This window comes from Microbacterium sp. SORGH_AS_0421, from assembly GCF_030818635.1.
Classification (GTDB): Bacteria; Actinomycetota; Actinomycetes; order Actinomycetales; family Microbacteriaceae; genus Microbacterium.
In genome coordinates, this window is the sequence record NZ_JAUTAO010000001.1 from 1,625,726 (window position 1) to 1,648,820 (window position 23,095).

13 protein-coding genes are annotated in these 23,095 nt (G+C 69.6%); 11 read left to right on the forward strand and 2 right to left on the reverse strand.

Features of this window, described 5'->3' with window-relative positions:
• Positions 1-78: 78 nt before the first annotated feature.
• The gene (locus QE416_RS07710; RefSeq protein WP_267786084.1) at positions 79-945 is read right to left on the reverse strand and encodes a spermidine synthase; all 867 of its coding nucleotides are present in this window, start codon (positions 943-945) and stop codon (positions 79-81) included.
• Between the two features lie 41 nt (positions 946-986).
• On the opposite strand from QE416_RS07710, the gene pxpA reads away from it, so the two are divergent.
• The 5 genes from pxpA to QE416_RS07735 all read left to right on the forward strand — a co-directional run bounded on the left by pxpA (position 987) and on the right by QE416_RS07735 (position 11,801).
• The gene (gene pxpA / locus QE416_RS07715) at positions 987-1,739 is read left to right on the forward strand and encodes a 5-oxoprolinase subunit PxpA (protein ID WP_307314991.1); all 753 of its coding nucleotides are present in this window, start codon (positions 987-989) and stop codon (positions 1,737-1,739) included.
• On the forward strand, positions 1,733-3,316 hold the full coding sequence (locus tag QE416_RS07720; RefSeq protein ID WP_307314994.1) for a 5-oxoprolinase/urea amidolyase family protein: 1,584 nt from the start codon (positions 1,733-1,735) through the stop codon (positions 3,314-3,316). Before pxpA ends, QE416_RS07720 begins: the two co-directional genes overlap by 7 nt.
• A gap of 272 nt (positions 3,317-3,588) precedes the next feature.
• Positions 3,589-7,086, forward strand: a complete 3,498-nt coding sequence (locus QE416_RS07725) for a DNA-directed RNA polymerase subunit beta (protein ID WP_210072360.1) — start codon at positions 3,589-3,591, stop codon at positions 7,084-7,086.
• Positions 7,087-7,142: 56 nt separating this feature from the next.
• Positions 7,143-11,018 carry a DNA-directed RNA polymerase subunit beta' gene (gene rpoC / locus QE416_RS07730; RefSeq protein WP_210072359.1) on the forward strand — a complete coding sequence of 1,292 codons (3,876 nt, stop codon included), beginning with the start codon at positions 7,143-7,145 and terminating at the stop codon, positions 11,016-11,018.
• A 183-nt stretch (positions 11,019-11,201) separates the two neighbouring features.
• Positions 11,202-11,801 (forward strand): hypothetical protein, encoded by a 600-nt coding sequence (locus QE416_RS07735; protein WP_307314998.1) that lies wholly within the window; start codon positions 11,202-11,204, stop codon positions 11,799-11,801.
• A gap of 22 nt (positions 11,802-11,823) precedes the next feature.
• Here the strand turns inward: QE416_RS07735 and QE416_RS07740 are convergent, their stop codons facing one another.
• On the reverse strand, positions 11,824-12,213 hold the full coding sequence (locus QE416_RS07740; protein ID WP_307315000.1) for a hypothetical protein: 390 nt from the start codon (positions 12,211-12,213) through the stop codon (positions 11,824-11,826).
• A gap of 318 nt (positions 12,214-12,531) precedes the next feature.
• Here QE416_RS07740 and QE416_RS07745 point away from each other — a divergent pair, with 318 nt between their 5' ends.
• From QE416_RS07745 to QE416_RS07770, 6 genes are all read left to right on the forward strand, one after another.
• A complete protein-coding gene (locus QE416_RS07745) occupies positions 12,532-13,632 on the forward strand; it encodes an ABC transporter (protein ID WP_267786089.1) in 1,101 nt (366 codons plus the stop codon).
• Between the two features lie 10 nt (positions 13,633-13,642).
• Complete coding sequence (locus QE416_RS07750) at positions 13,643-14,125, forward strand: hypothetical protein (RefSeq protein ID WP_267786090.1); 483 nt, start codon at positions 13,643-13,645, stop codon at positions 14,123-14,125.
• 67 nt (positions 14,126-14,192) lie between these two features.
• Complete coding sequence (locus tag QE416_RS07755; RefSeq protein WP_210072354.1) at positions 14,193-14,855, forward strand: spermidine/putrescine ABC transporter substrate-binding protein; 663 nt, start codon at positions 14,193-14,195, stop codon at positions 14,853-14,855.
• Positions 14,856-14,957: 102 nt separating this feature from the next.
• The gene (locus QE416_RS07760) at positions 14,958-16,094 is read left to right on the forward strand and encodes a serine/threonine-protein kinase (RefSeq protein ID WP_267786091.1); all 1,137 of its coding nucleotides are present in this window, start codon (positions 14,958-14,960) and stop codon (positions 16,092-16,094) included.
• A complete protein-coding gene (locus tag QE416_RS07765) occupies positions 16,091-22,042 on the forward strand; it encodes an Ig-like domain-containing protein (RefSeq protein ID WP_307315004.1) in 5,952 nt (1,983 codons plus the stop codon). The genes QE416_RS07760 and QE416_RS07765 overlap by 4 nt, the downstream gene beginning before the upstream one ends.
• 49 nt (positions 22,043-22,091) lie before the next feature.
• Positions 22,092-23,057 (forward strand): MoxR family ATPase, encoded by a 966-nt coding sequence (locus tag QE416_RS07770; protein ID WP_103206788.1) that lies wholly within the window; start codon positions 22,092-22,094, stop codon positions 23,055-23,057.
• The last annotated feature ends 38 nt before the right edge of the window (positions 23,058-23,095 follow it).

Sequence of the window (23,095 nt, forward strand, 5' to 3'; positions counted from 1 at the left end):
CCGGCAGGACCTCCAGTCTGCGTCGCCCGGGCGTCGAGCGCCGCAGCGCCACGCGGTCGGGGAGCGAAGACGCGAGGATCATCTCTCGAAGAGGGATGCCGAGGGCTTCGGCGACGCGGTCGCATCGGCGTCGGTGGCCGTTCGGGACCCGCGCATGAACTCCTCGATCTCGGCGCCCTGGGCGACTTTGGCCGGGTGGGGCCCGGCCGCCATGAGACGCGGGAGCCATTCGACCGGCAGCGGGGCGGCGGAGGCGGCGACCACGAGGTTGCCGAACCTGCGCCCCTTGAGCACCTGCACCTCGGCGAGGACGATGACCTCGGGCAGCACGTCGCGGATGGTGGCGACCTGACGGCGGGCGAAGGCCAGCCCCGGACCGTCGGACACATTGACCAACAGCACCCCGTCCGCCGCCAGCAGCGCCGCCGCCTCGCGGTAGAACTCCACCGTGGTCAGATGGGCCGGGGTCTGGGCGCCGGAGTACACGTCGCTCACCAGCAGGTCGACGGCGCCGGTGAGTCCGGCGGGCAGCCTCGACAGCCCCGCCCGCGCGTCGCCGATGCGCACGCGCACCGAGGCACCGCGCGGCAGCGGCAGGTTCTCGCGCACGAGATCCCATAGCGCGGGTTCGAGCTCGATGACCTGCTGACGCGAGCCCGGTCGGGTCGCCTCGACGTAGCGCGGCAGGGTGAGCGCGCCCGCGCCGAGGTGGACCGCGGTGAGCGGCTGCCCCGGCATCCGGAGTCGATCGATCACGGCGCCCATGCGGGCCACGTACTCGAAGTGCAGGTGCGTCGGATCGTCGAGGTCGACGTGCGACTGGGGGGTGCCGTCGACGACCAGCTCCCACCCCGAGACGAACCCCGACGGCGAGACGCGCGCGAGAGAGCCGTCCGACAGCCGCGCGGTGGGGGCGTCGTCGGGTTCGATGCGCATGCGGGCCATGCCCCCACGCTAGGCCCTCCGGGCGGCGGTACCGTGGCCGCATGCGGGTGGACCTCAATGCCGACCTGGGCGAGACCGTCGACGGGATTGCGACGGCCGACGACGACGCCATGTTCGCGGTGGTCTCCAGCGCCAACGTCGCCTGCGGCGGGCACGCGGGGGATGCCGTGTCGATGCGCGCCTCTGTCGAGACGGCGGCGAGATACGGGGTCGCCGTCGGCGCACACCCCTCGTACGACGACCGCGAGAACTTCGGTCGGGTCGCCCGCTCGATCGAGCCCGCCGAGCTCCGCGCGATCGTGGCGGCTCAGCTGTCCGCTCTGGCCGCGGCCGGTGCCGACCTGCGCTACGTGAAGCCGCACGGGGCGCTCTATCACGCCGTCACCGCCGACCCCCGGCAGGCCGGGGCGGTCGCGGCGGCGGTGGCGGACCACTCCGCTCGGCTCGGACGCGCTCTGCCGATCCTCGGTCTGGCCGGTGCGATCGCCGAGGCCGCGGCATCCGCGGGTCTTCCCTTCGTGCACGAGGCGTTCCTCGACCGCGGGTACACCGCGCACGGTGCTCTCGTGCCCCGCGGCGAGCCGGGTGACCTCGTCCATGACCCCGCCGCCGCCGCCGACCGCGCCGTGCGGCTCGTCCGCGACGGCGAGGTCGAAGCCGTCGACGGAGCGCGCGTGTGCGTCGACGCCGCCTCGTTGTGTCTGCACGGCGACACGCCGACCGCCGTCGCGATGGCCCGCGCGGTGCGCTCGGCGCTCGACGGAGCCGGCATCGAGGTGCGCGCTCCGTGGTGACTCCGCCGGGTGCGGTGATCGTCCTGCGACCGATGGGGGAGCGGGCCGTTCTCGCCGAGGTCGCCGACCTCGCCGCCGCCGTCCGCCTGCACGCGGCGCTCGCCGCGGACCCGCCGGCCGGAATCGACGACCTCGTCCCCGCCGCGCGCACCGTCCTCGTGTGCTTCGATCCCGCGCGCATCCCTCCGGCGGCCGTTCGCGCGTGGATTCGCTCGACCGCCTCGGCGCACGCCGCGGAGCCCGAACCCGGACCCGTCGTGGACGTGCCCCTCCGCTACGACGGCGCCGATCTCGACGACACGGCCGCGCTCCTCGGCATCCCGGTCTCCGACCTCGTCTCCCGCCACGCGGCAGCGGAATGGTCGGTCGCTTTCACAGGCTTCTCGCCGGGCTTCGCCTATCTCGTCAGCGCGGACTGGCCCTTCGACGTGCCCCGCCTCGATCGGCCCCGGACGCGGGTCCCCGCGGGCGCGGTCGGGCTCGCCGCCGGCTTCACGGGCGCCTATCCCCGACAGACCCCGGGCGGCTGGCGCCTGATCGCCTCGACCGATGCGGTTCTCTTCGATCCGGATGCCGCCCACCCGGCGCTGCTCCCGCCGCGCGCCCGCGTGCGGTTCGTGCCGGAGCGCCCGCGGGTCGTGGGGTCGAGTCGGTCCGGCTCGGCGGCCGGGACGGGCATGAGCGCCCGCGTCGGCATGGCGCCTGCGCCCGCGAGCTGCGGGGTGCCCGCGCTCCGCGTCGTCGACGCCGGCGTCGGCACCACCGTGCAGGACCTGGGGCGCCCCCGTCTCGCCGCCCTCGGGGTCGCGCGCTCGGGGGCGCTGGATCGCCAAGCCTTGCGCGTCGCCAACCGGCTGGTCGGCAATGACGAGGGGGCGGCGGGGCTCGAGATCCTGCTCGGAGGCTTCCGCGCCCGCGCCGAGGCCGACACCTGGGTCGGCGTCACCGGGGCGCTCACCGAGGTGCGGGTCGACGAGCGGGCGGTGGACCTGTACGCACCTGTCCTCGTGCGCGCCGGAAGCGAGCTGTCGATCGGGGTCGCGCGGGCGGGTCTGCGCAGCTACCTGGCCGTCCGCGGCGGCGTGGAGGGGCACGCGGCGATGGGCTCGCGCGCTCACGATTCGCTCGCGGGCCTCGGCCCCGCCCCGCTCCGCGCCGGTGACCTCGTCCGCGCCGGGGTGCCGGCATCCGCCATTCCCCCCGTCGACGTCTTTCCCTGGACCGTGCCGCCCTCGCTGATCGAGGTCCCTCTCGGCGAGGGTCCGCGCGCCGATTGGTTCGCACCCGAGGCTCTCACGACGCTCGTCACGCAGATCTGGACCGTCTCTTCCGACCTCGACCGTGTCGGGATCCGTCTCGACGGCCCCGCCCTCGAGCGCGTTCATCCCGGTGAGCTCGCGAGCGAGGGCATGCGCCCGGGCGCCCTCCAGGTCCCCCCGCACGGGCGGCCGGTGGTGCTTCTCGCCGACGGTCCGGTGACCGGCGGGTATCCGGTGATCGCGGTGGCGACCGAGGCCGGCACCGAGGCGTTGGCGCAGGCGAGGCCGGGAGACCGGGTGCGATTCCGGCGGGTCTGACGAGAGCGGGAACGGGGATCCGCGACGAGCGCACGCGTTTATACCGCAGGTCCGAGAACGCGTCAAGAATTGGACTGGACACGGCGAGTCCTCGCGCGTATGCTTGGACTTTGCGCTCCTCGATTCCCCCTGCCCTCATATGGTGGTCGGCTGAGCTTGCCCGTCCCCGCTTCACCGCGGTGTGCGACGTGCAGGTTATCGGGGCAGGAACGCACTCCACCTGACGACAAGGAATCACGAGCCCCTCGCCCGGGCTTCTGGAGGTTATTCCCTTGGCTGCTGCGAGCAACGCATCCACCACCACCACCCCGAAGAGCGGACGCGGCGCATCTCGCCTCTCGTTCGCGAAGATCTCCGACAAGCTGACCGTTCCCGATCTGCTCGCGCTGCAGACCGAGTCGTTCGACTGGCTCGTCGGTAACGAAGCATGGAAGGCGCGCGTCGCCGAGGCTCAGGCCGCCGGTCGCACCGACGTCCCCGAGATCAGCGGACTCGAGGAGATCTTCGAGGAGATCTCGCCGATCGAGGACCTGAGCGAGACGATGCAGCTCTCGTTCACGAACCCGTACCTCGAGCCCGAGAAGTACTCGATCGAGGAGTGCAAGGAGCGCGGCAAGACCTACGCCGCCCCGCTGTACGTCGAGGCCGAGTTCATGAACCACCAGACCGGTGAGATCAAGACCCAGACGGTCTTCATGGGCGACTTCCCGCTCCAGACCAACAAGGGCACGTTCATCATCAACGGCACCGAGCGTGTCGTCGTGTCGCAGCTCGTCCGTTCGCCCGGTGTCTACTTCGACAAGACGCCCGACAAGACCTCCGACAAGGACATCGTGTCGGCGCGCGTCATCCCCTCGCGCGGCGCCTGGCTCGAGTTCGAGATCGACAAGCGCGACCAGGTCGGCGTGCGCATCGACCGCAAGCGCAAGCAGTCGGTCACCGTCTTCCTCAAGGCTCTCGGCCTGACCAGCGAGGACATCCTCGCGGAGTTCTCCGGCTTCGACTCCATCGAAGAGACGCTGTCCAAGGACACGATCCTCACCAAGGAAGACGCCCTCCGCGACATCTACCGCAAGCTCCGTCCGGGCGAGCAGGTCGCCGCCGAGGCCGCCCGCGCGCTGCTCGACAACTTCTACTTCAACTCCAAGCGCTACGACCTCGCCAAGGTGGGTCGCTACAAGATCAACCAGAAGCTCGGTCTCGACAAGCCGCTGAGCGACTCTGTGCTGACCGTCGACGACATCGTCGCCACGATCAAGTACCTCGTCCGCCTGCACCGCGGCGACGTCACCTTCGACGGAGTCCGTGGCGGCCAGGCTGCCGAGATCCGTCTCGACACCGACGACATCGACAACTTCGGCAACCGTCGCATCCGCGCCGTCGGCGAGCTCATCCAGAACCAGGTCCGCACCGGTCTCTCCCGCATGGAGCGCGTCGTCCGCGAGCGCATGACCACGCAGGACATCGAGGCGATCACGCCGCAGACCCTGATCAACGTGCGCCCCGTCGTCGCCGCGATCAAGGAGTTCTTCGGAACGAGCCAGCTGTCGCAGTTCATGGACCAGAACAACCCGCTCGCGGGTCTGACCCACAAGCGTCGTCTGTCGGCTCTGGGCCCCGGTGGTCTGTCGCGTGAGCGTGCCGGCGTCGAGGTCCGTGACGTCCACCCCTCGCACTACGGTCGCATGTGCCCGATCGAGACGCCGGAAGGCCCGAACATCGGCCTGATCGGTTCGCTCGCCTCGTTCGCGCGCATCAACGCGTTCGGTTTCATCGAGACGCCCTACCGTCGCGTCGTCGACGGCCGCGTGACCGACCAGATCGACTACCTCACCGCCAGCGAAGAGAGCGACCACATCGTCGCTCAGGCCGGTGTCGCCCTCCAGGCCGACGGCCACTTCGTGGAGGACCGCATCCTGGCCCGCCGTGGTCAGGGTGGCGAGGTCGACCTGTTCCCGAACGACGAGATCGGCTACATGGACGTCTCGCCGCGCCAGATGGTGTCGGTGGCGACCTCCCTCATCCCGTTCCTCGAGCACGACGACGCCAACCGCGCCCTCATGGGTGCGAACATGCAGCGTCAGGCCGTCCCGCTCGTCCGTAGCGAGTCGCCCGTCGTCGGTACCGGTATGGAGGGCTTCGCGGCCATCGACGCCGGTGACGTCGTCACCGCCGAGAAGTCCGGTGTCGTCCTGGAGGTCTCGGCCGACGTCGTGACGATCCAGCTCGACGAGGGCGGCACGCAGGACTACTTCCTGCGCAAGTTCGACCGTTCGAACCAGGGCACCTCGTACAACCAGCGCGTGGTCGTCTCGGCCGGCGAGCGCATCGAGGCCGGCGAGGTCATCGCCGACGGTCCCGCGACCGAGAACGGCGAGCTCGCCCTCGGCAAGAACCTCCTCGTGGCGTTCATGACGTGGGAAGGCCACAACTTCGAGGACGCGATCATCCTCAGCCAGGACCTCGTGAAGGACGACACGCTGTCGTCGATCCACATCGAGGAGTACGAGGTCGACGCGCGCGACACCAAGCTCGGCAAGGAGGAGATCACCCGTGACCTCCCCAACGTCAGCCCCGACCTGCTGAAGGACCTCGACGACCGCGGCATCATCCGCATCGGCGCCGAGGTTCGCCCCGGCGACATCCTCGTCGGCAAGGTCACGCCCAAGGGCGAGACCGAGCTGAGCGCCGAGGAGCGCCTGCTGCGCGCTATCTTCAACGAGAAGAGCCGCGAAGTCCGTGACACCTCGCTGAAGGTGCCCCACGGCGAGCAGGGCACGATCATCGCCGTCAAGGAGTTCAACGCCGAGGACGGCGACGACGAGCTCGGCTCGGGCGTCAACCGCCGCGTCGTGGTCTACATCGCCCAGAAGCGCAAGATCACCGAGGGTGACAAGCTCGCCGGCCGCCACGGCAACAAGGGTGTCATCGCCAAGATCCTTCCGATCGAGGACATGCCCTTCCTGTCCGACGGCACGCCGGTCGACATCATCCTGAACCCGCTCGGCATCCCCGGTCGAATGAACTTCGGTCAGGTCCTGGAGCTCCACCTCGGCTGGATCGCCCAGCAGGGCTGGAAGGTCGAGGGCACCCCCGAGTGGGCGGCCAACCTCCCCGAGGTCGCCCGCGAGGCCGCCCCCGGCACGAAGGTCGCCACCCCGGTGTTCGACGGCGCGTTCGAGGCCGAGATCGCGGGTCTGCTCGACTCGACGATCCCGAACCGCGACGGCGACCGTCTGGTCGACTCCACGGGTAAGACGCTGCTGTTCGACGGTCGCTCCGGCGAGCCGTTCCCGGCGCCCATCTCGGTCGGTTACATGTACATCCTGAAGCTGCACCACCTCGTCGACGACAAGATCCACGCGCGTTCGACGGGCCCGTACTCGATGATCACCCAGCAGCCGCTCGGTGGTAAGGCTCAGTTCGGTGGTCAGCGCTTCGGTGAGATGGAGGTGTGGGCCCTCGAGGCCTACGGCGCCGCGTACGCGCTCCAGGAGCTCCTGACGATCAAGTCCGACGACATCCTCGGCCGCGTGAAGGTCTACGAGGCGATCGTCAAGGGCGAGAACATCCAGGAGCCCGGCATCCCCGAGTCGTTCAAGGTGCTCATGAAGGAGATGCAGTCGCTCTGCCTGAACGTCGAGGTCCTCTCGGCCGACGGCACCGCGGTCAACCTCCGCGACACGGATGACGACGCCTTCCGCGCCGCGGAAGAGCTCGGCATCAACATCTCCAGCCGCTTCGAGTCCTCGTCGATCGACGAGATCTGAGCTTCCAGCTCAGCGACCCAGCTCAGATTTCAGAGAATTCCGACACAGGAGAACCAGTGCTCGAATCAACCACTTTCGATCAGATCCGTATCGGTCTGGCCACCGCCGACGACATCCGTCGTTGGTCCTTCGGTGAGGTCAAGAAGCCCGAGACGATCAACTACCGCACGCTGAAGCCCGAGAAGGACGGCCTCTTCGGCGAGCAGATCTTCGGACCCTCCCGCGACTGGGAGTGCGCCTGCGGAAAGTACAAGCGTGTGCGCTTCAAGGGCATCGTCTGCGAGCGCTGCGGCGTCGAGGTCACCAAGAGCTCGGTCCGTCGCGAGCGCATGGGCCACATCGAGCTCGCCGCGCCCGTCACGCACATCTGGTACTTCAAGGGCGTGCCCTCGCGCCTCGGCTACCTGCTGGACATGGCGCCGAAGGACCTCGAGAAGGTCATCTACTTCGCCGCCTACATGGTCATCTCGGTCGACGAAGACGCTCGTCACCGCGACCTGGCCACCCAGGAGAACAACATCCGTCTCGAGCTGAAGACGCTCGGCGACCGCCGCGATGCCCGCATCGCCGCTCGCCTCGCCAAGCTCGAGGAGGAGCTCGCCGCCCTCGAGGCGGAGGGCGCCAAGGCCGACCAGAAGAAGAAGGTCAAGGACGCCGCCGAGAAGGAGATGACGTCGGCGCGTAAGAACGCCGACGAGCAGATCGCCAAGCTCGAGCGCGTGTGGGAGGACTTCCGCACGCTCGAGGTCGGCGCCCTGAAGCCCGAGGACGATGTGTTCCACGAGCTCCAGGACCGCTTCGGTCAGTACTTCGAGGCCCACATGGGTGCGGAGTCGATCAAGCGTCGTCTCGAGGCCTTCGACCTGCAGGCCGAGGCCGACAGCCTCCACCTGCAGATCTCCGAGGGCAAGGGCCAGCGCAAGATCCGCGCGATCAAGCGCCTGAAGGTCGTCAACTCGTTCCTGCAGACCGGCATGAGCCCGGCCTCGATGGTGCTGGACGTCGTCCCGGTGATCCCGCCGGAGCTGCGTCCGATGGTCCAGCTCGACGGTGGCCGCTTCGCGACCTCCGACCTGAACGACCTCTACCGTCGCGTGATCAACCGCAACAACCGCCTCCGTCGCCTGATCGACCTCGGTGCTCCCGAGATCATCGTCAACAACGAGAAGCGCATGCTGCAGGAGGCCGTCGACGCGCTGTTCGACAACGGCCGCCGTGGTCGCCCCGTCACCGGTACCGGCAACCGCGCCCTGAAGTCCCTGAGCGACATGCTCAAGGGAAAGCAGGGTCGCTTCCGCCAGAACCTGCTCGGAAAGCGCGTGGACTACTCGGGCCGTTCCGTCATCATCGTCGGACCCCAGCTCAAGCTCCACCAGTGCGGTCTGCCCAAGCAGATGGCTCTCGAGCTGTTCAAGCCGTTCGTGATCAAGCGTCTGATCGACCTCGGTCACTCGCAGAACATCAAGGCCGCCAAGCGCGCGGTCGAGCGCTACCGTCCCGAGGTCTGGGACGTGCTCGAGGAGATCATCCGCGAGCGCCCCGTGCTGCTGAACCGTGCACCCACCCTGCACCGTCTCGGCATCCAGGCGTTCGAGCCCCAGCTCGTCGAGGGCAAGGCCATCCAGCTGCACCCGCTCGTCTGCGCGGCGTTCAACGCCGACTTCGACGGTGACCAGATGGCCGTCCACCTGCCCCTGTCGGTCGAGGCTCAGGCCGAGGCGCGCGTGCTCATGCTCGCCTCGAACAACATCCTCAAGCCGTCGGACGGCCGCCCGGTCACCCTGCCCTCGCAGGACATGATCATCGGCCTCCACCACCTCACCACCCTCAAGGAGGGTGCCGTGGGCGAGGGCCGCGCGTTCGGTTCCGTGGGCGAGGCGATCCTGGCCAAGGACGAGGGCACCCTCGACCTGCAGGCCAAGGCGCGCATCCGCATCCCCGGCCTGACGTTCCTCGAGGGCCAGGCGCCCGAGGGCTACGACAAGCACGGTCTCGTCGACGCCTCGCTCGGTCAGGCGATCTTCAACGACACGCTCCCCAAGGGCTACCCGTTCGTCCGCGAACAGGCCGACAAGGGCAAGCTGTCGCAGATCGTCAACAAGCTGGCCGAGGAGTACCCCAAGGTCGAGGTCGCGGCATCGCTCGACCGGATCAAGGACGCCGGCTTCTACTGGGCCACCCGTTCGGGTGTCACCGTGGCGCTGAGCGACATCCTCACCCCGCCGAACAAGGCGGAGATCGTGGCCGGCTACGAGAAGCAGGCCGCGAAGGTGCAGGGCCAGTACGAGAAGGGTCTCACCACCGACGCCGAGCGTCGTCAGGAGCTCATCAAGATCTGGACCGAGGCCACCGACGAGGTCCAGAAGGCGATGCGGGACAACTTCCCCGCCGACAACACCATCAACCGCATGGTCTCGTCGGGCGCCCGTGGTAACTGGCTGCAGATCCGCAACATCGCGGGTATGCGAGGCCTGGTGAACAACCCCAAGGGTGAGATCATCCCGCGTCCGATCATCTCCTCGTACCGCGAGGGTCTGTCGGTCGCCGAGTACTTCATCGCGACGCACGGTGCCCGTAAGGGTCTGGCCGACACGGCCCTCCGTACGGCCGACTCGGGGTACCTGACGCGTCGTCTCGTCGACGTCTCGCAGGATGTCATCATCCGCGAGGAGGACTGCGGCACGTCGAAGGGCCTCGAGCTCCCGATCGCCGCGGCAGGCTCGACCGGTTCGCTGGTCAAGGACGCCAACGTCGAGAACTCGGTGTTCGCTCGTACGCTCGCCACGGCGGTCGTCGACGCGCAGGGCACCGTGCTGGCCGAGGCCGGCGACGACGTGGGCGACGTGCTCATCGACAAGCTGGTCGAGGGTGGCGTCGAGACCATCAAGGTCCGCTCCGTCCTGACGTGCGACTCGGCCGTCGGCGTCTGCGCGAAGTGCTACGGCCGTTCGCTCGCCACCGGCAAGATCGTCGACATCGGAGAGGCCGTCGGCATCATCGCGGCCCAGTCGATCGGTGAGCCCGGTACCCAGCTGACGATGCGTACCTTCCACACCGGTGGTTCCGCTTCGGCAGACGACATCACGCAGGGTCTTCCCCGCGTGCAGGAGCTGTTCGAGGCCCGTACCCCCAAGGGTGCGTCGCCGATCGCCGAGGCCGACGGCCGCATCACGATCGACGAGACCGACAAGGCCAAGAAGGTCATCCTCACGCCCGACAACGGCGACGAGCCGGTGGTCTACCCCGTCCTGAAGCGCGCCACGCTCCTGGTCGAGGACGGGCAGCACGTCGTGGTCGGTCAGCCGATCCTCGTCGGAACGCTCGACCCCAAGGAGGTCATGCGCGTGCAGGGTGCCCGCGAGGTGCAGAAGTACCTCGTCAACGGCGTCCAGGGCGTGTACCGCTCGCAGGGTGTGCCGATCCACGACAAGCACATCGAGGTCATCGTCCGACAGATGCTCCGCAAGGTCACCGTCGTCGACCACGCCGACACCGATCTGCTCCCGGGTGAGCTGGTGGACTTCAAGCGCTACCAGGCCATCAACCGCGAGGCTGTCGGCGAGGGCAAGCGTCCCGCGTCGGGTCGTCCCGAGCTGATGGGTATCACGAAGGCGTCGCTCGCGACGGAGTCGTGGCTGTCGGCCGCGTCGTTCCAGGAGACCACCCGCGTCCTGACGCAGGCGGCCATGGAGGGCAAGAGCGACCCGCTCGTCGGCCTCAAAGAGAACGTCATCATCGGAAAGCTCATCCCCGCCGGAACCGGACTTGCGAAGTACCGCAACGTCACGGTCGAGGCGACGGAAGAGGCCAAGAGCGAGCGGTACCCCAACCGCATCTTCGCCTCGGACGGCGCGTACAGCGACGCCGACCTGAGCTACGTCGACTTCGACAGCTTCTCGACGGACGACTTCACGCCCGGTACGTACAACTGATCGTGCCTCGGGGGAGCGGGCCCGCTCGCTCTCCCGAGACATGATCGACGGATGCCACGCCCCGGTGCGGCATCCCGTTCCTCGAAGGCCCCCGGCTCGCGCCGGGGGCCTTCGTCGTGCTCGCGGCGTGTCGGGTAACGGGTCGAAGGCGTCGGTGCGCCTACCGTTGTCGTGGAGGAACGCATGGCCCGCATCGGGGGACGCAGTCTGTGGCTGGCTTGGCCGGCGGGTCTGCTGTGCGCGGCCGCCGTGGCTGCCCTGGCGATCATCGCCGCTCCCGGTGTGCCGCTGGCCGTGGGTTTCGTGGGCGACACGCTGCGGGCCGCGACCGGGAGGCACGTCGTCGCCGATACGCCTCCGCCCACCCCGGCCGCCGACTGCCGCCACCTGTACTCCCAGCCGTTGTGGTCGTCGTTGGTGTGGTCGCCGCAGGCGTTGCTGTCGCAACGGCACACGGCCCCCGCCTCGACGCCCGAAGCCGTGGCTGCAGCGGGTCCGACGGTCGTCGTCACGTGTCACTGGCGAGGGGAAGCCGGTCGCTTCATCGAGACGACCGTTTCCACCGTCACCCCCGAGGGCGCCGCGGCCGTCACCACCAAGCTCGCCGCCCAAGGCTTCGCGTGCTCCGTCGTGGCCGACACGACCCACTGCGAGAGGGCGGCCGGCGAGCTCCTCGAGGTCCACGACCTGCGAGCGGACCGCTGGGTGTCGTCGACACTCTCGGGATGGATGCCGGACGACTACGCCGCGATCGTGGCATCCCACGCCTTCTTCGGCGAGTGACGCGGTCCGAGACGACTCGCGCTCAGCCGCCGAACACGGAGGCGATGATGCTCCCGGTGTACCCGGTGGGAGCCAGGTTGGAGTACTGGGTGTCGATCAGCACGCCGTCGCGCCAGTACAGCGTGCGCCCGTCGTTGACCGGGTAGGTCGGATTGATCCAGGTCTTCTCGCAGCGGGTGCCCGCATCGGGGGTGTAGCAACTGAAGCCCTGCGTGTCGACCAGGCCGTTGAGCATGTCGAGGGCGGGTCCGCGGTCCATACGCGAGATGTGGGTGACGAGTCCTGTGGTGTCGGCGGCGGGATCGCGCCAGATGCAGATCAGCGACCCGTCCGACTGCACCCCCGACGCCCCGAGCGAAGGGTCGTTCAGCGGCGTGGTGCCCAGCTGGGACAGGACATCGGCGGAGAGCATCGCGCGGCAGTCGGCGGGAATACGTACCGCGGGCGCCGTCTGCGTGATCGTGGGGATCGGAGTCGGGCTCTCGGTCGCGACGGACGTCGACGGCGCGGGGGGCGGCTTGCTCCTCGGAGGGGGCGCAGGCCGTCAGAGTGAGGAGCACGGCGCCGGCGAAAGCCGCGGCTGCGGCCGGACGGAGCAGACGACGGGGCATGGGAACACCCTAAGCCGCACCACCGACACGGTCGAGAAAGACATCCGGCGGCACGCCTGCGCGATGCTGCGCCATACCCGGGTTAGCCTTGCGCCGCAAGCACCGCGTGAGGAGACCCCATGAGCGACAACAAGTCGTACGGCGACCCCGTCGCTGAACCGAAGGACTCGTACGGCGACCCCGTCGTCGAGCCGAAGGACGAAGCGCAGGATGTCGTCGGCCGAGCCCACGAGGGCCTCGCCGACGCCGAGGCCGCTCGCCGCGACGCCGTCGACCCCGCCGCCGCCGAGGCCGCATGGGACGAGCGCGACGCGCGCGAGCACGAATCCGGGACGTCGCAGACGCCCCGGAGCGAGCACACCGCCCCGGTCGTGCACGACGCGTCTCCCGTGGCACCCCAGGACTCCTCGGCGTCCAACGGATCCGTCGACCTCGACGACGAGGACGCCCGGTGGGCCGCGTACGCCGCGTCCGCGGAGCCGGCTCGCGACGACGTGCGTCACGATGACGCTCGAGCCGACGACGGTGCCGCGACCGCGCGCTACGACGACGCGCACACCACGGCATACCCCGCGGCCGCCGGTGCCGGCGCCGCCGCTGCGGCGACGGCAACGCCCGTGACCGACGAGCCCACTCGCGTCGTGGGCGGTGCGCAGCCCATCTTCGTCCAGGCCCCCGAAGCCCCTCGTCCGCGGAACAACCGCGGTGCGGCTGGCGCGATCGGCCTTCTCGCCGCCCTCGTCTTCGCGGCGCTCTACCTGGCCGCCACCCTCGGTCTGGCGCTGCTCACCGGCAGGCTCGCGTCCGCCGACCTCGGCCAGGCGGCTCTCTCGGCCCTCACGACCTGGGGTCTGTGGGTTCCGACCGTGGCTTTCTACCTCGGTTTCTGGTTCCTCGGTGCGCTCATCAATCGAGGCCGCTGGGGTCACTGGGTGGTCTGGGGCCTCGTCGTCGGCGTGGTGGCGTGGGCCGGGCATCTGCTCGGTGTCCTCTTCGCCGCCCCGTTCTGGATGATCACCGCCCGTGAGTCCTTCGATCTGCTGCAGAACAACGTCCTCGCGCCCCTGGCGATCGTGGCTTTCGTCCTCGGTCGTGAACTCACCATCTGGTTCGGATCCTGGGTGTCGGCGCGCGGTCGGCGCGTCAGCGAGATCAACGCCGAGGCCCAGCGCGAGTACGAGCGCACGCTGGAGGCCGGTCCTCAGCTCTCGCAGCGCTGAACCGGGGTCCATGACGAACGAACAGCGACCGGCGGGGGTTTCCCCGCCGGTCGCTGTCGTCTTCGCGGCCGTCGTCTTCATCGCCCTCTCGATCGGGGGTCTCGGGGTGGCGAGTCTGATCGTCGACGCCGACGTCATCCCCGTCCGAGGTCTCGGAGCCATCCCGGGCGTGGTCGGTCAGCTCCTGGCTCTGGGGGCCTTCGCCGCGACGCTGCGCTGGGGCCTTCGCGCCGATCCGCCCGGCTACCTCATCGCCGTCCCCTGCGCGATTTCCGCCTATCTGGGCGAGGTGCTCGGAATCGTCGTCGGCGCCCTCGTCAGCGGCGCCGACCCGGCTCGCGGTGTCGCTGCGGCCGGCAGTGTCGCCCTCGGGTTCCCGGGTCCGGTCGTCGCCGTCGCGGCGTTGCTCGCGGCTCTGTTCGGAATCCTGCTCGTCCGGGCGCGGACGAACGGCCCGCGATGGCGCTGGGAAGACGACGCCGACGACCTTTGACGCGATTGTGACGCGCGGGTCCGTGGGCATCCGCGTGTTCCCGGGCGTGTCGGGCTAGCGTAGGGGCGTGGAGCGGTCGCTCGAGAGCCAGGTCGGTCAGGCGGTGGACGCCTGGCTGCGTTGGCTGCCCCGGTGGGAGCCCGCGAACCATCGTGGCCGAGTCGCCCCGTGCCGTCGGTGCTTCGGTTCCCCGGTCCTGTCGGCCGCGGGTCTGGGGTCCGACGTTCCGCACGGCGTGCAGCACGGACTGTCGACGCGCGTGAAGACCATCGTCGATCACGCCGTCGCCGACTACACCTCCCGCAACCTCCCCATGCTCCAGGCCGAGCTCGACCAGCAGGCTGAGCGAAACCGGAGGCGCTCTTACCGTCCCGCGGAGGGCCTGGAACCCGAGTTCGACGGGATGCCGTTGGACCCCGACCCCGAGCCCGGCTCCCCGTTCCTCTTCACGCTGTCGGGCCTCGCCGCAGAAGAAGACGCCGCCCTCCCCGCACTCCCTCCCCTCTCGGATGCCGCGAAGGCAGCCCTGCGCCAAGAGGTCGGTCTCGCCGACGATTACGCGAACATGATCGGGCGCGAGGTCTGTACGATCCTGCTCCACCACCGGCTGCGCATACAGGCGGCGGTGGCCGAGTTCGTGGAGCCGCAGATCGCCGCGTTGCTCGACGATCTCACCCGATCCCTCGATGCGCCGTTCGATCCGCGCGACGCGGAGCCGCCGGCATCCTGAAGCTCTGTCCACACGGGCACGGCGAGGTGCCGCGCTTTTGTTAGCATCAACGGGTTGTCCGCTTATCGAGTCGCGGAACAATCTCACGGGGGAGGGGGCTCGATGCCGCAGCGTCTGCCGTCTTCGCCGCCCATTCTTCCGGGCCTGGCGTACATACGGCCCTTGGGGTCGGGCGGGTTCGCCGATGTCTTCCTGTACGGGCAGGACATGCCGCGTCGTGACGTCGCGGTCAAGGTGCTCCCGAGCGACGTGCGCGACGCCGACCTGTTGCGCATGTTCAACGCCGAGGCCGACGTTCTCGCGCACCTGTCGGCGCACCCGTCCATCGTCACCGTCTACCAGGCCGGGATCTCGGCCGATGGCCGACCGTACATCGTCATGGAGTTCTGCCCGGGGTCCCTCGCGCAGCGATACCGCGTCGAGCGCATCCCCGTCGCCGAAGTGCTGTCGATCGGCGTCCGCATGTCGGGAGCCCTCGAGTCGGCTCACCACGCCGGGCTCATCCACCGTGACGTGAAGCCCAGCAACATCCTCGTGACGACGTTCGGGGCGCCGGTGCTCGCCGACTTCGGGATCTCCTCCTCCCTCGTGCGACAGGGAGCAGACGAGATGCTCGCCATGTCGGTGCCGTGGAGTGCGCCCGAGGTCGTCGCCGAACAGACCGCGGGTACCGTGTCGAGCGAGGTGTGGAGCCTGGGCGCCACGATCTACTCGCTGCTCGCGGGACAGAGCCCGTTCGAGCGACGCGAGAAGGGGCAGAACTCGCGCGAGCAGTTGCGCCGCCGGATCGCGCGCGCCACGTACACCGACATCTCCCGCAGCGATGTCCCGGCCTCGCTGCAGGCGGTGCTCGCGAAGTCGATGTCGCGCAACCCGGCCGACCGTTACGCCAGCGCGCGCGAGTTCGGCGAGGCCGTTCAAGCGGTGCAGGTCGAGAGCGGCCTGCCCGCGACGCCGCTCGAGGTGCCCGCCGCGGAGTGGGCGCCGGCCGCTCGGTCGGTCGATTTCTCCGACGGAACCCTTCGCGGTCCTGCGCGGTCGCGCATCGAGCGCGAGGGGGCGCGCAAGCTCCGTGGAACGTCCGGCATGGCGGGCTACGTCCGAGACGAAGACACCGACATCGCCACGCCGGTCTCGAGCGGATCCAGGGCACTGCCGTGGATACTGGCGTCGGCCACCCTCGTGACCGCCGGAGCCGTCGTCGTGGCGGCGCTGTTCGCGACGGGGGTGCTCCGGTGAAGCGCAGGACCATCGTGGGTCTGGCCTCGACCCTGGCCGCAGGGGCATTGGTCATCACCGCGAGCATCGTGTGGCCCGGGCTCGACGCCCAGCAGACCCCCGAGGTCGACACGTCGGTGTGGGCACTGCAGACCGGCGACGGTCAGCGCTACGCACGCGTGAACACCACCGTCGGCGAGCTCGACACGGTGCGCACCGCCGGCAACCCCAGCCAGGTCGCGCAGAGCGGTGACGGCGCCTATCTCTTCACGGACAGCTTCAGCAAGCTCACCCGCATCAACGAGGCGCAGCCCGTCGATCTCTCCGAGGACCAGCTCGAGGCCGCCCCCGACACGCCGCCGGGCACGACCTCCGTGGCCACGGCGGGCGACTACGCGGTCTATCGCACCGACACGGGCACCCTGTTCGCGAGCCGACTGAGCCAGGCGGGGCAGAAGCCCACCGAGCTCGACCCCTTCGACACCTCGCAGGACGAGAACGCCCCCTCGTACACCGCGGATGCCATCGCCCTCGATGCCCGCGGCATGCTCTTCGCGTACTCGTCCGCCGACGGCTCCGTCATTCGTTACGACATCGAGGCAGACGAACTGCGGGGGCGGGACGCCCTCGACGCGGACGTGGCCGCACCCGTGCTGTCCGCCGCCGGAGACACCTGGGTCCTCGTCGATGCCGAGGCCGGACGCGTGTGGGTTCGCGGAGAGGATCCCGTCACCATCGAGGCGGCGGACCAGCTCGTGGTGGCCGACGCCGACGCCGACGCGCGCGCGGTATACGTGGCGGACGACCAGTCGCTCTGGAGCATCCCTGCCGACGGCTCCGAGCCGAGGCGCGAGGTCGGCGGCGGCGGCAACGTGCTCGGTCAGCCCGCGCGCCCCCTCTCGCATCAGGGGGTCGCCTACGCCGCTTGGCTCCTTCCCGGTGATGCGCGCGGAACCCTCTGGCGCTCCGACCAGGGCGAGACGAATCTCGATTACGGCGGGGCGACCATGCCCGACCAGCGTCGACCGGTCTTCGTGGCCACCGATCACGCGGTGATCCTCAACGAGACGCGCACGGGCTGGGTGTGGACTGTTCCCGACGGTGCGCTCGTCGCTTCGAGCCAGAACTGGTCGCTCGACGATCGCACCGAGCAGACGGCTGTCCAAAGCGACGAGAAGCTCAGCGTGGTGCTCGACCCCAAGCCGCCCATCGCCGAGCCCGACGCGTTCGGGGTCCGGCCCGGTCGGCTCACGACGCTGCCCGTCCTTCTGAACGATCACGACCCCAACGAGGACGTCCTCAGCATCATCTCCGAGAGCGTCACCGGCCTGGATCCGGGTTTCGGCAGCCTCACCGTCACCGATTCCGGTCAGCGTCTCGCGGTGCGTGTCGCTCCGGGCGCGACCGGCAGTGCGACGTTCTCGTACGCCGTGACCGACGGCACCGCCGCCGACGGGCTCAATTCCGCGCCGGCCACGGTGACGCTCACGGTCTCGCCTTCGCAGTCCAACGCGGCGCCCGTCTGGTGCGGCGTCGACAAGTGCCTGCAGCCGTGGCCGACCCCTGAGGTCGCCCGCGGCGGCACGATCACGGTCCCCGTGCTCCCCGGCTGGGTGGACCCCGACGGCGACCCGCTGCTGCTGCTCTCGGTCGACAACCCCGGCGGCGTCGGCACGGTCGCCGCGACGCCCGGCGGTGACGTGGTCTACCAGCACGCCGACGACGGCTCCGGCGGCGAGCAGAACATCCAGCTCGACGTCACGGTCGCCGACACCCAGGGCGCGGTGACGACGAAACCCCTCGTGATCCGGGTGGCACCCGACCCCACGCTCGCGGTGCAGTCGTTCGCGAGGATCGACACCGTCGGATCCACCGTCGCGGTCGATGTGGGCCCGCACGTGACGGGCACGGCCGGAAACGTCAGCCTCACCTCGGTGCGCGTCCTCGACGACGCGGCGGCCACGGCGACGGCCGTCGGCGGCACCACCACCTTCGACTTCGCGGCGAACCAGCCCGGCGTGTATCGCGTCGACTTCACGGTCAACGGCGGTGGCCGCGACGCGACGGGCACGGCGCGCATCACGCTTCTCCCCGCCGACGCTCCCGCCCAGCTCGCGACCTCGCCGGTGGTGGCCTTCGTCCGGCCGCAGGAAGACGCGACGCTCGACGTCTTCAGCGCCGTGTCCAACCCGACCGGCCGTGTGCTGCTGCTCAGCGACGTGGCGGCGAACGCTCAAGAGGGCGCCTCGCTCACGGTGGACACCGTGGGACAGAACGACCTGCGCGTGTCGGGAAGCACCGCCGACGGCTCGGCCGGGCTGCTCGGAACCGTCGCCTACACGGTGAGCGACGGGACGGACGACGAGGGTTCGCGCGTGGCCGGCGAGGCGACGGTGTACCTTCTGCCGCCCGCGCCCGAGATCGCCCCGATCGCGGTGGACGACAACGTCACGGTCCGCGTCGGAGCTCAGATCGACATCCCCGTCCTGGACAACGACATCTCGCCCGCGGGGGGACGCCCGACCCTCGATCCTTCGAGCGTGCAGACCCAACCGGCGAGCGATGCCCTCGCCTTCACCTCCGGGGGTGTGCTCCGCTACCTCGCCCCCACCACGGCGGGCTCGTACGAAGTGACGTACCGCGTCTACACGACGGGTACTCCTGCCCTGTGGGATGAAGCGACGGTGCACATCACCGTCCTGGGCGGAGAGGCCAACCGCGCGCCGCTGCCCGACACCCTCGAGGGACGGGTTCTCAGCGGCGGCACCACCTCGATCGACTTCCACGGGTTCGGGGTCGACCCCGACGGCGACGCCGTCACGCTCGACAGGATCGTCGCGCAGCCGAACAGGGGTACGGCATCCATCTCCGCCGACGGCTCCAGCATCCTGTACTCGTCGGTGCCCGGTGACCGCGGCCAGGTCTCGTTCCGTTACCGCGTGTCCGATTCCTCGGGCGCGACGGGCGAGGGCACCGTTCGTATCGGTGTGCTGGACGCCGAGGCGAACCCCAGCCCCATCACCTTCACCGACTACGTGCAGGTCCAGGCCGGCGTCGATCGCACGATCCGTGTGAGCCCCTTGGCAAACGACATCGATCCCACGCAGGGCCGCCTCACCCTCACCGGTGTACGTCCCGACCTGCCTGAGAAGCTCGTGGACGAAAGCGACAACCCCGAGTACGCGCGCTTGAAGGGCTACATCGACTCGGTGTCCGACACCGGCGTGGTGATCGAAGCCGGCGAACAGCCGGGAACGATGTCGTTCCTCTACGACGTGGCATCCGACTCGGGTAACACGGGCCGCGGACTCATCGTCGTCAAGGTCGTGCGCGAGAACGTCCCCGACTACCCGGTCGTCACCGACACCGTGCTGACCGTTGAGAACCGTGACGATTTCACGACCGGTATCGACGTGCTCGCGGGTAAAGCCACGTGGTCCGGCGGAGAGGTCGCCGACCTCGGCGTGTCGCTGTGGGGCCAGCCCACCGACGTCACTCTGAGCGGCCGGCAGATCTCGGGCACCCTGCCCGCCACTCGTCGTGTCATCCCGTTCGCCGTCACCGGCCGCGTGGGCGACACCGACGTGACCACGTACGCCTTCCTGCGTGTCCCCGGAGACGACGATCTCAGCCTCTCGTTGCGCCCGGGCGCAGCGCAGCGCGTCGATGAGTTGGCGTCGGTCGACTTCGACATGGCGAACCTCGTCGCCCTCCCGCGCCGAGCCACCCTCGAGGTGGGGACCGACGTGTCCGCGACGGGCGTCCGCGCCGAGGGCCGGTGCTCGGTGTCGGGGACGACCGTTCGTTACGACGCCGGGGCCGGATCCCCCTACACCGACGCGTGCCAGGTGCCGGTGCGCATCGCGGGCACCGAGGAGTGGACGGTGGTCTCCGTTCCCATCGGCATCGTCGCCCGCGATCCGCAGCCCGAGCTCAAGCCCGCCGCCCTGACGGTCGGCCCGGGTGAGACCGCCACGTTCGATCTGCGCAACATGACCAGCTGGCAGCTCGGGCGCGAGGATTGGAACGGCATCCGCTACGCCCTCGATTACGGCGGATCTGCCTTCAGCGTCTCGCTGGACGGGTCGATCGTCACGGTCACCGGTAACGACCGTTCGGTGCCGGGCACCGAGAACGCCGCGATCATCTCGGTCACCAGCCACAACGCGGTCGCTCCGGCGCGACTCGTGCTGCGTGTGGGCGCGGCCCCGTCGACCCTGCCGCAGGGTGGGACGACCTCGAGGCAGTGTTCTCAAGCCAGCGGAACCAGCTGTTCGATCGATGTGATCGGAACCAGCGGCGAGGTCAACCCGCTGCCGCGCACGCCCCTCGAGGTCGTCGACGTGCGACCGACCGCGGCGTGCGCCGGCGTCACCTTCGGCGTGGCCTCGACCTCGAGCGTGGTGGCTTCGTGGAGCGACGATGCTCCCGGTGCCACCTGTAGCGCGAGCGTCACGCTCCGCGACGCGCAGGGCCGCACGACGGCCTCGACGCGCGACGCGCGCGTCGTGCTCGACCTGCTCGGATTCCCGCGCCCGCCGGGGAGCGTGCGCCAGACGGCGTACGCCGACGGCTCGGTCACGCTCCGCGTCGACCCCGGCGAGGCGCGACGCGCCTATCCCGCCATCTCGGGCTTCACGGTGCGCTACAACGGCGCTGTCGTGGGCCAGTGCGGCGCCGATGGCAGCTGCCCGCCCATCGCGGCGCCCAACGGCGAGCAGCGCGAATACGTCGTGAACGCGGTGAACAGCGTCGGCGAATCCAAGATGGCCGTGCGTACGACCGGATGGGCGTACCGACCCCCGAACGCCCCGAAGGGAATGGATTTCACGCCCACGCAGACCGGGGGAGAGGGAAACCTCGCCGACCTCGTCATCAAGGATGTCGACAGCGCTGAGACCGGCACGCTCGAGATCGCCAGCGCCGCGGGCGACAAGATCCAGGTGAGCGTCGGACGCAACCAGGACGTCGTGCAGGTGGCGCGGTTCCGCGTCGGCTCGAATGCGGCGACGCAGGTCACCGTCACGCCGATCTCCCGCTTCACCGTGCCTCCGGGGCTCGGCGGTGCGACGGCCGGGAACGTGTACACCGGCACCGCGCACGGCGTCGGTGCACCGACCAATCCGAACCTCACGCTGACCTCGACGTCGAACGGCAACGGCACGTCGACCGTGGATGCCCGTGCGACCGCGCAGCAGAACGGCACCGATTCCGAGGTGCGCTTCAACATCGTCCAGAAGGGTCTTCCCTGCGTCCCGCGTAGCGGCGGCGACACCCAGAAGTTCACGACCCTCGGCGACGGCGAGACCTACACGTTCACCATGTGCGCCGAGTCGTGGTTCAACGGCCGCGCCTACGGATCGGTGAGCCAGGACAAGCAGATCAACGCCGAGCAGAGCAAGGCGGCCCCCAAGGGCTACACCTTCCGCGTCGGGTCGAGGGCCGACATCGGTGGCGACAACACCGCACGCTGGCGCGTCGACCGTATCAACGAAGGCAATCCGCCCCCGCGGTACAACAGCGTCAAGTACGTCAACTGGCCGAACCCTTCGATCTTCGACAGCGACCCCAGGATCCAGGTCTACTTCCAGCACGACCTCTGGGGGACTCAGTCGGAGTACGCCCCCGTGACACCTGCGAGCGGAAGCGCCCCCTACCAGGTCCTGGCCTCGTGGAAGGTCGCGAGCTGCGAGGGTGGCAAGACGCTCAGCGCCAGTGGCTCGTCGAGCAACGACAAAGCCAAGGTCACCTTCAACTACGACAACGCGCGCTACTTCGACAAGAACAACGCGCAGTTGCCGCGAGCCGAAGGCGCAGCAGCAACGGCCGTTCCGGTGGGTGCCACCCGTGTCGATCGCATCCGCGTCACCGTCGACTGGTCCGCTCAGGGGTGGAACCTCGACTCCGCGTCCGACGACTTCGGCGGCGAGTGCAAGCCCGGCACCCCGACAACGAACCCCTCGTCCTGAGCCCTCCCGGCAGCCCCTTTCCCGCTCTCGCCCACCGAAGGATTCCGACATGACGATCACCCAGGAGCAGGCCACCTGGTTCTCCCAGACCTTCTCGCAGATCGCCGACAACGTCGAGCGCGCCGTCCTCGGCAAGCGGCACGTGGTCGAACTGGTGCTCACCGCCATGCTCAGCGACGGCCACGTCCTGCTCGAGGACGTCCCGGGTACCGGCAAGACCTCGCTCGCCCGCGCCGTCGCGTCGTCCGTCCAGGGCACCAACACGCGCATCCAGTTCACCCCCGATCTGCTTCCGGGCGACATCACGGGCATCACCGTGTACGACCAGAAGACGGGAACCTTCGAGTTCCACACCGGCCCGATCTTCGCCAACATCGTCCTCGCCGACGAGATCAACCGTGCGAGCCCGAAGACGCAGTCGGCTCTGCTCGAGGTCATGGAAGAGGGCAAGGTCACCATCGACGGCGTCTCGCGAGAGGTCGGTGTGCCCTTCCTCGTGCTGGCCACGCAGAACCCCGTCGAGCAGGCCGGCACCTACCGTCTCCCCGAGGCTCAGCTCGACCGCTTCCTGCTGCGCACCTCCCTCGGCTACCCCGACCACGCGGCGACCGTCCGGATCCTCGACGGAGCGCCGGTGGCCACGGCGGAACTGCGTGCGATCATCACGCCTCAGGCCCTCGTCGGGATGGCCGACCTCGCGGCATCCGTCTACGTGGACGCCCTCGTCCTCGACTACATCGCCCGTCTCGTGGATGCCACCCGCACGGCCGATGAGGTCCGCCTCGGTGTGAGCATCCGCGGGGCTCTCGCCCTCACGCGAGCCACCCGCGCTCGCGCGGCGTCGCAGGGGCGCACCTACGCGACGCCCGACGACGTCAAGGCTCTCGCCGTCGCCGTGCTGGCGCATCGCCTCATCCTGCACCCCGAGGCCGAGTTCGACGGTGTCACCCAGGAGGCCGTCATCGGCCAGGTCCTGCTCGACACCCAGCCGCCCTCGCAGCGCGAGAGCGCCTGACGATGCTTCGTCCCGTGGCCGCCGCGCCCCGCTCGGGG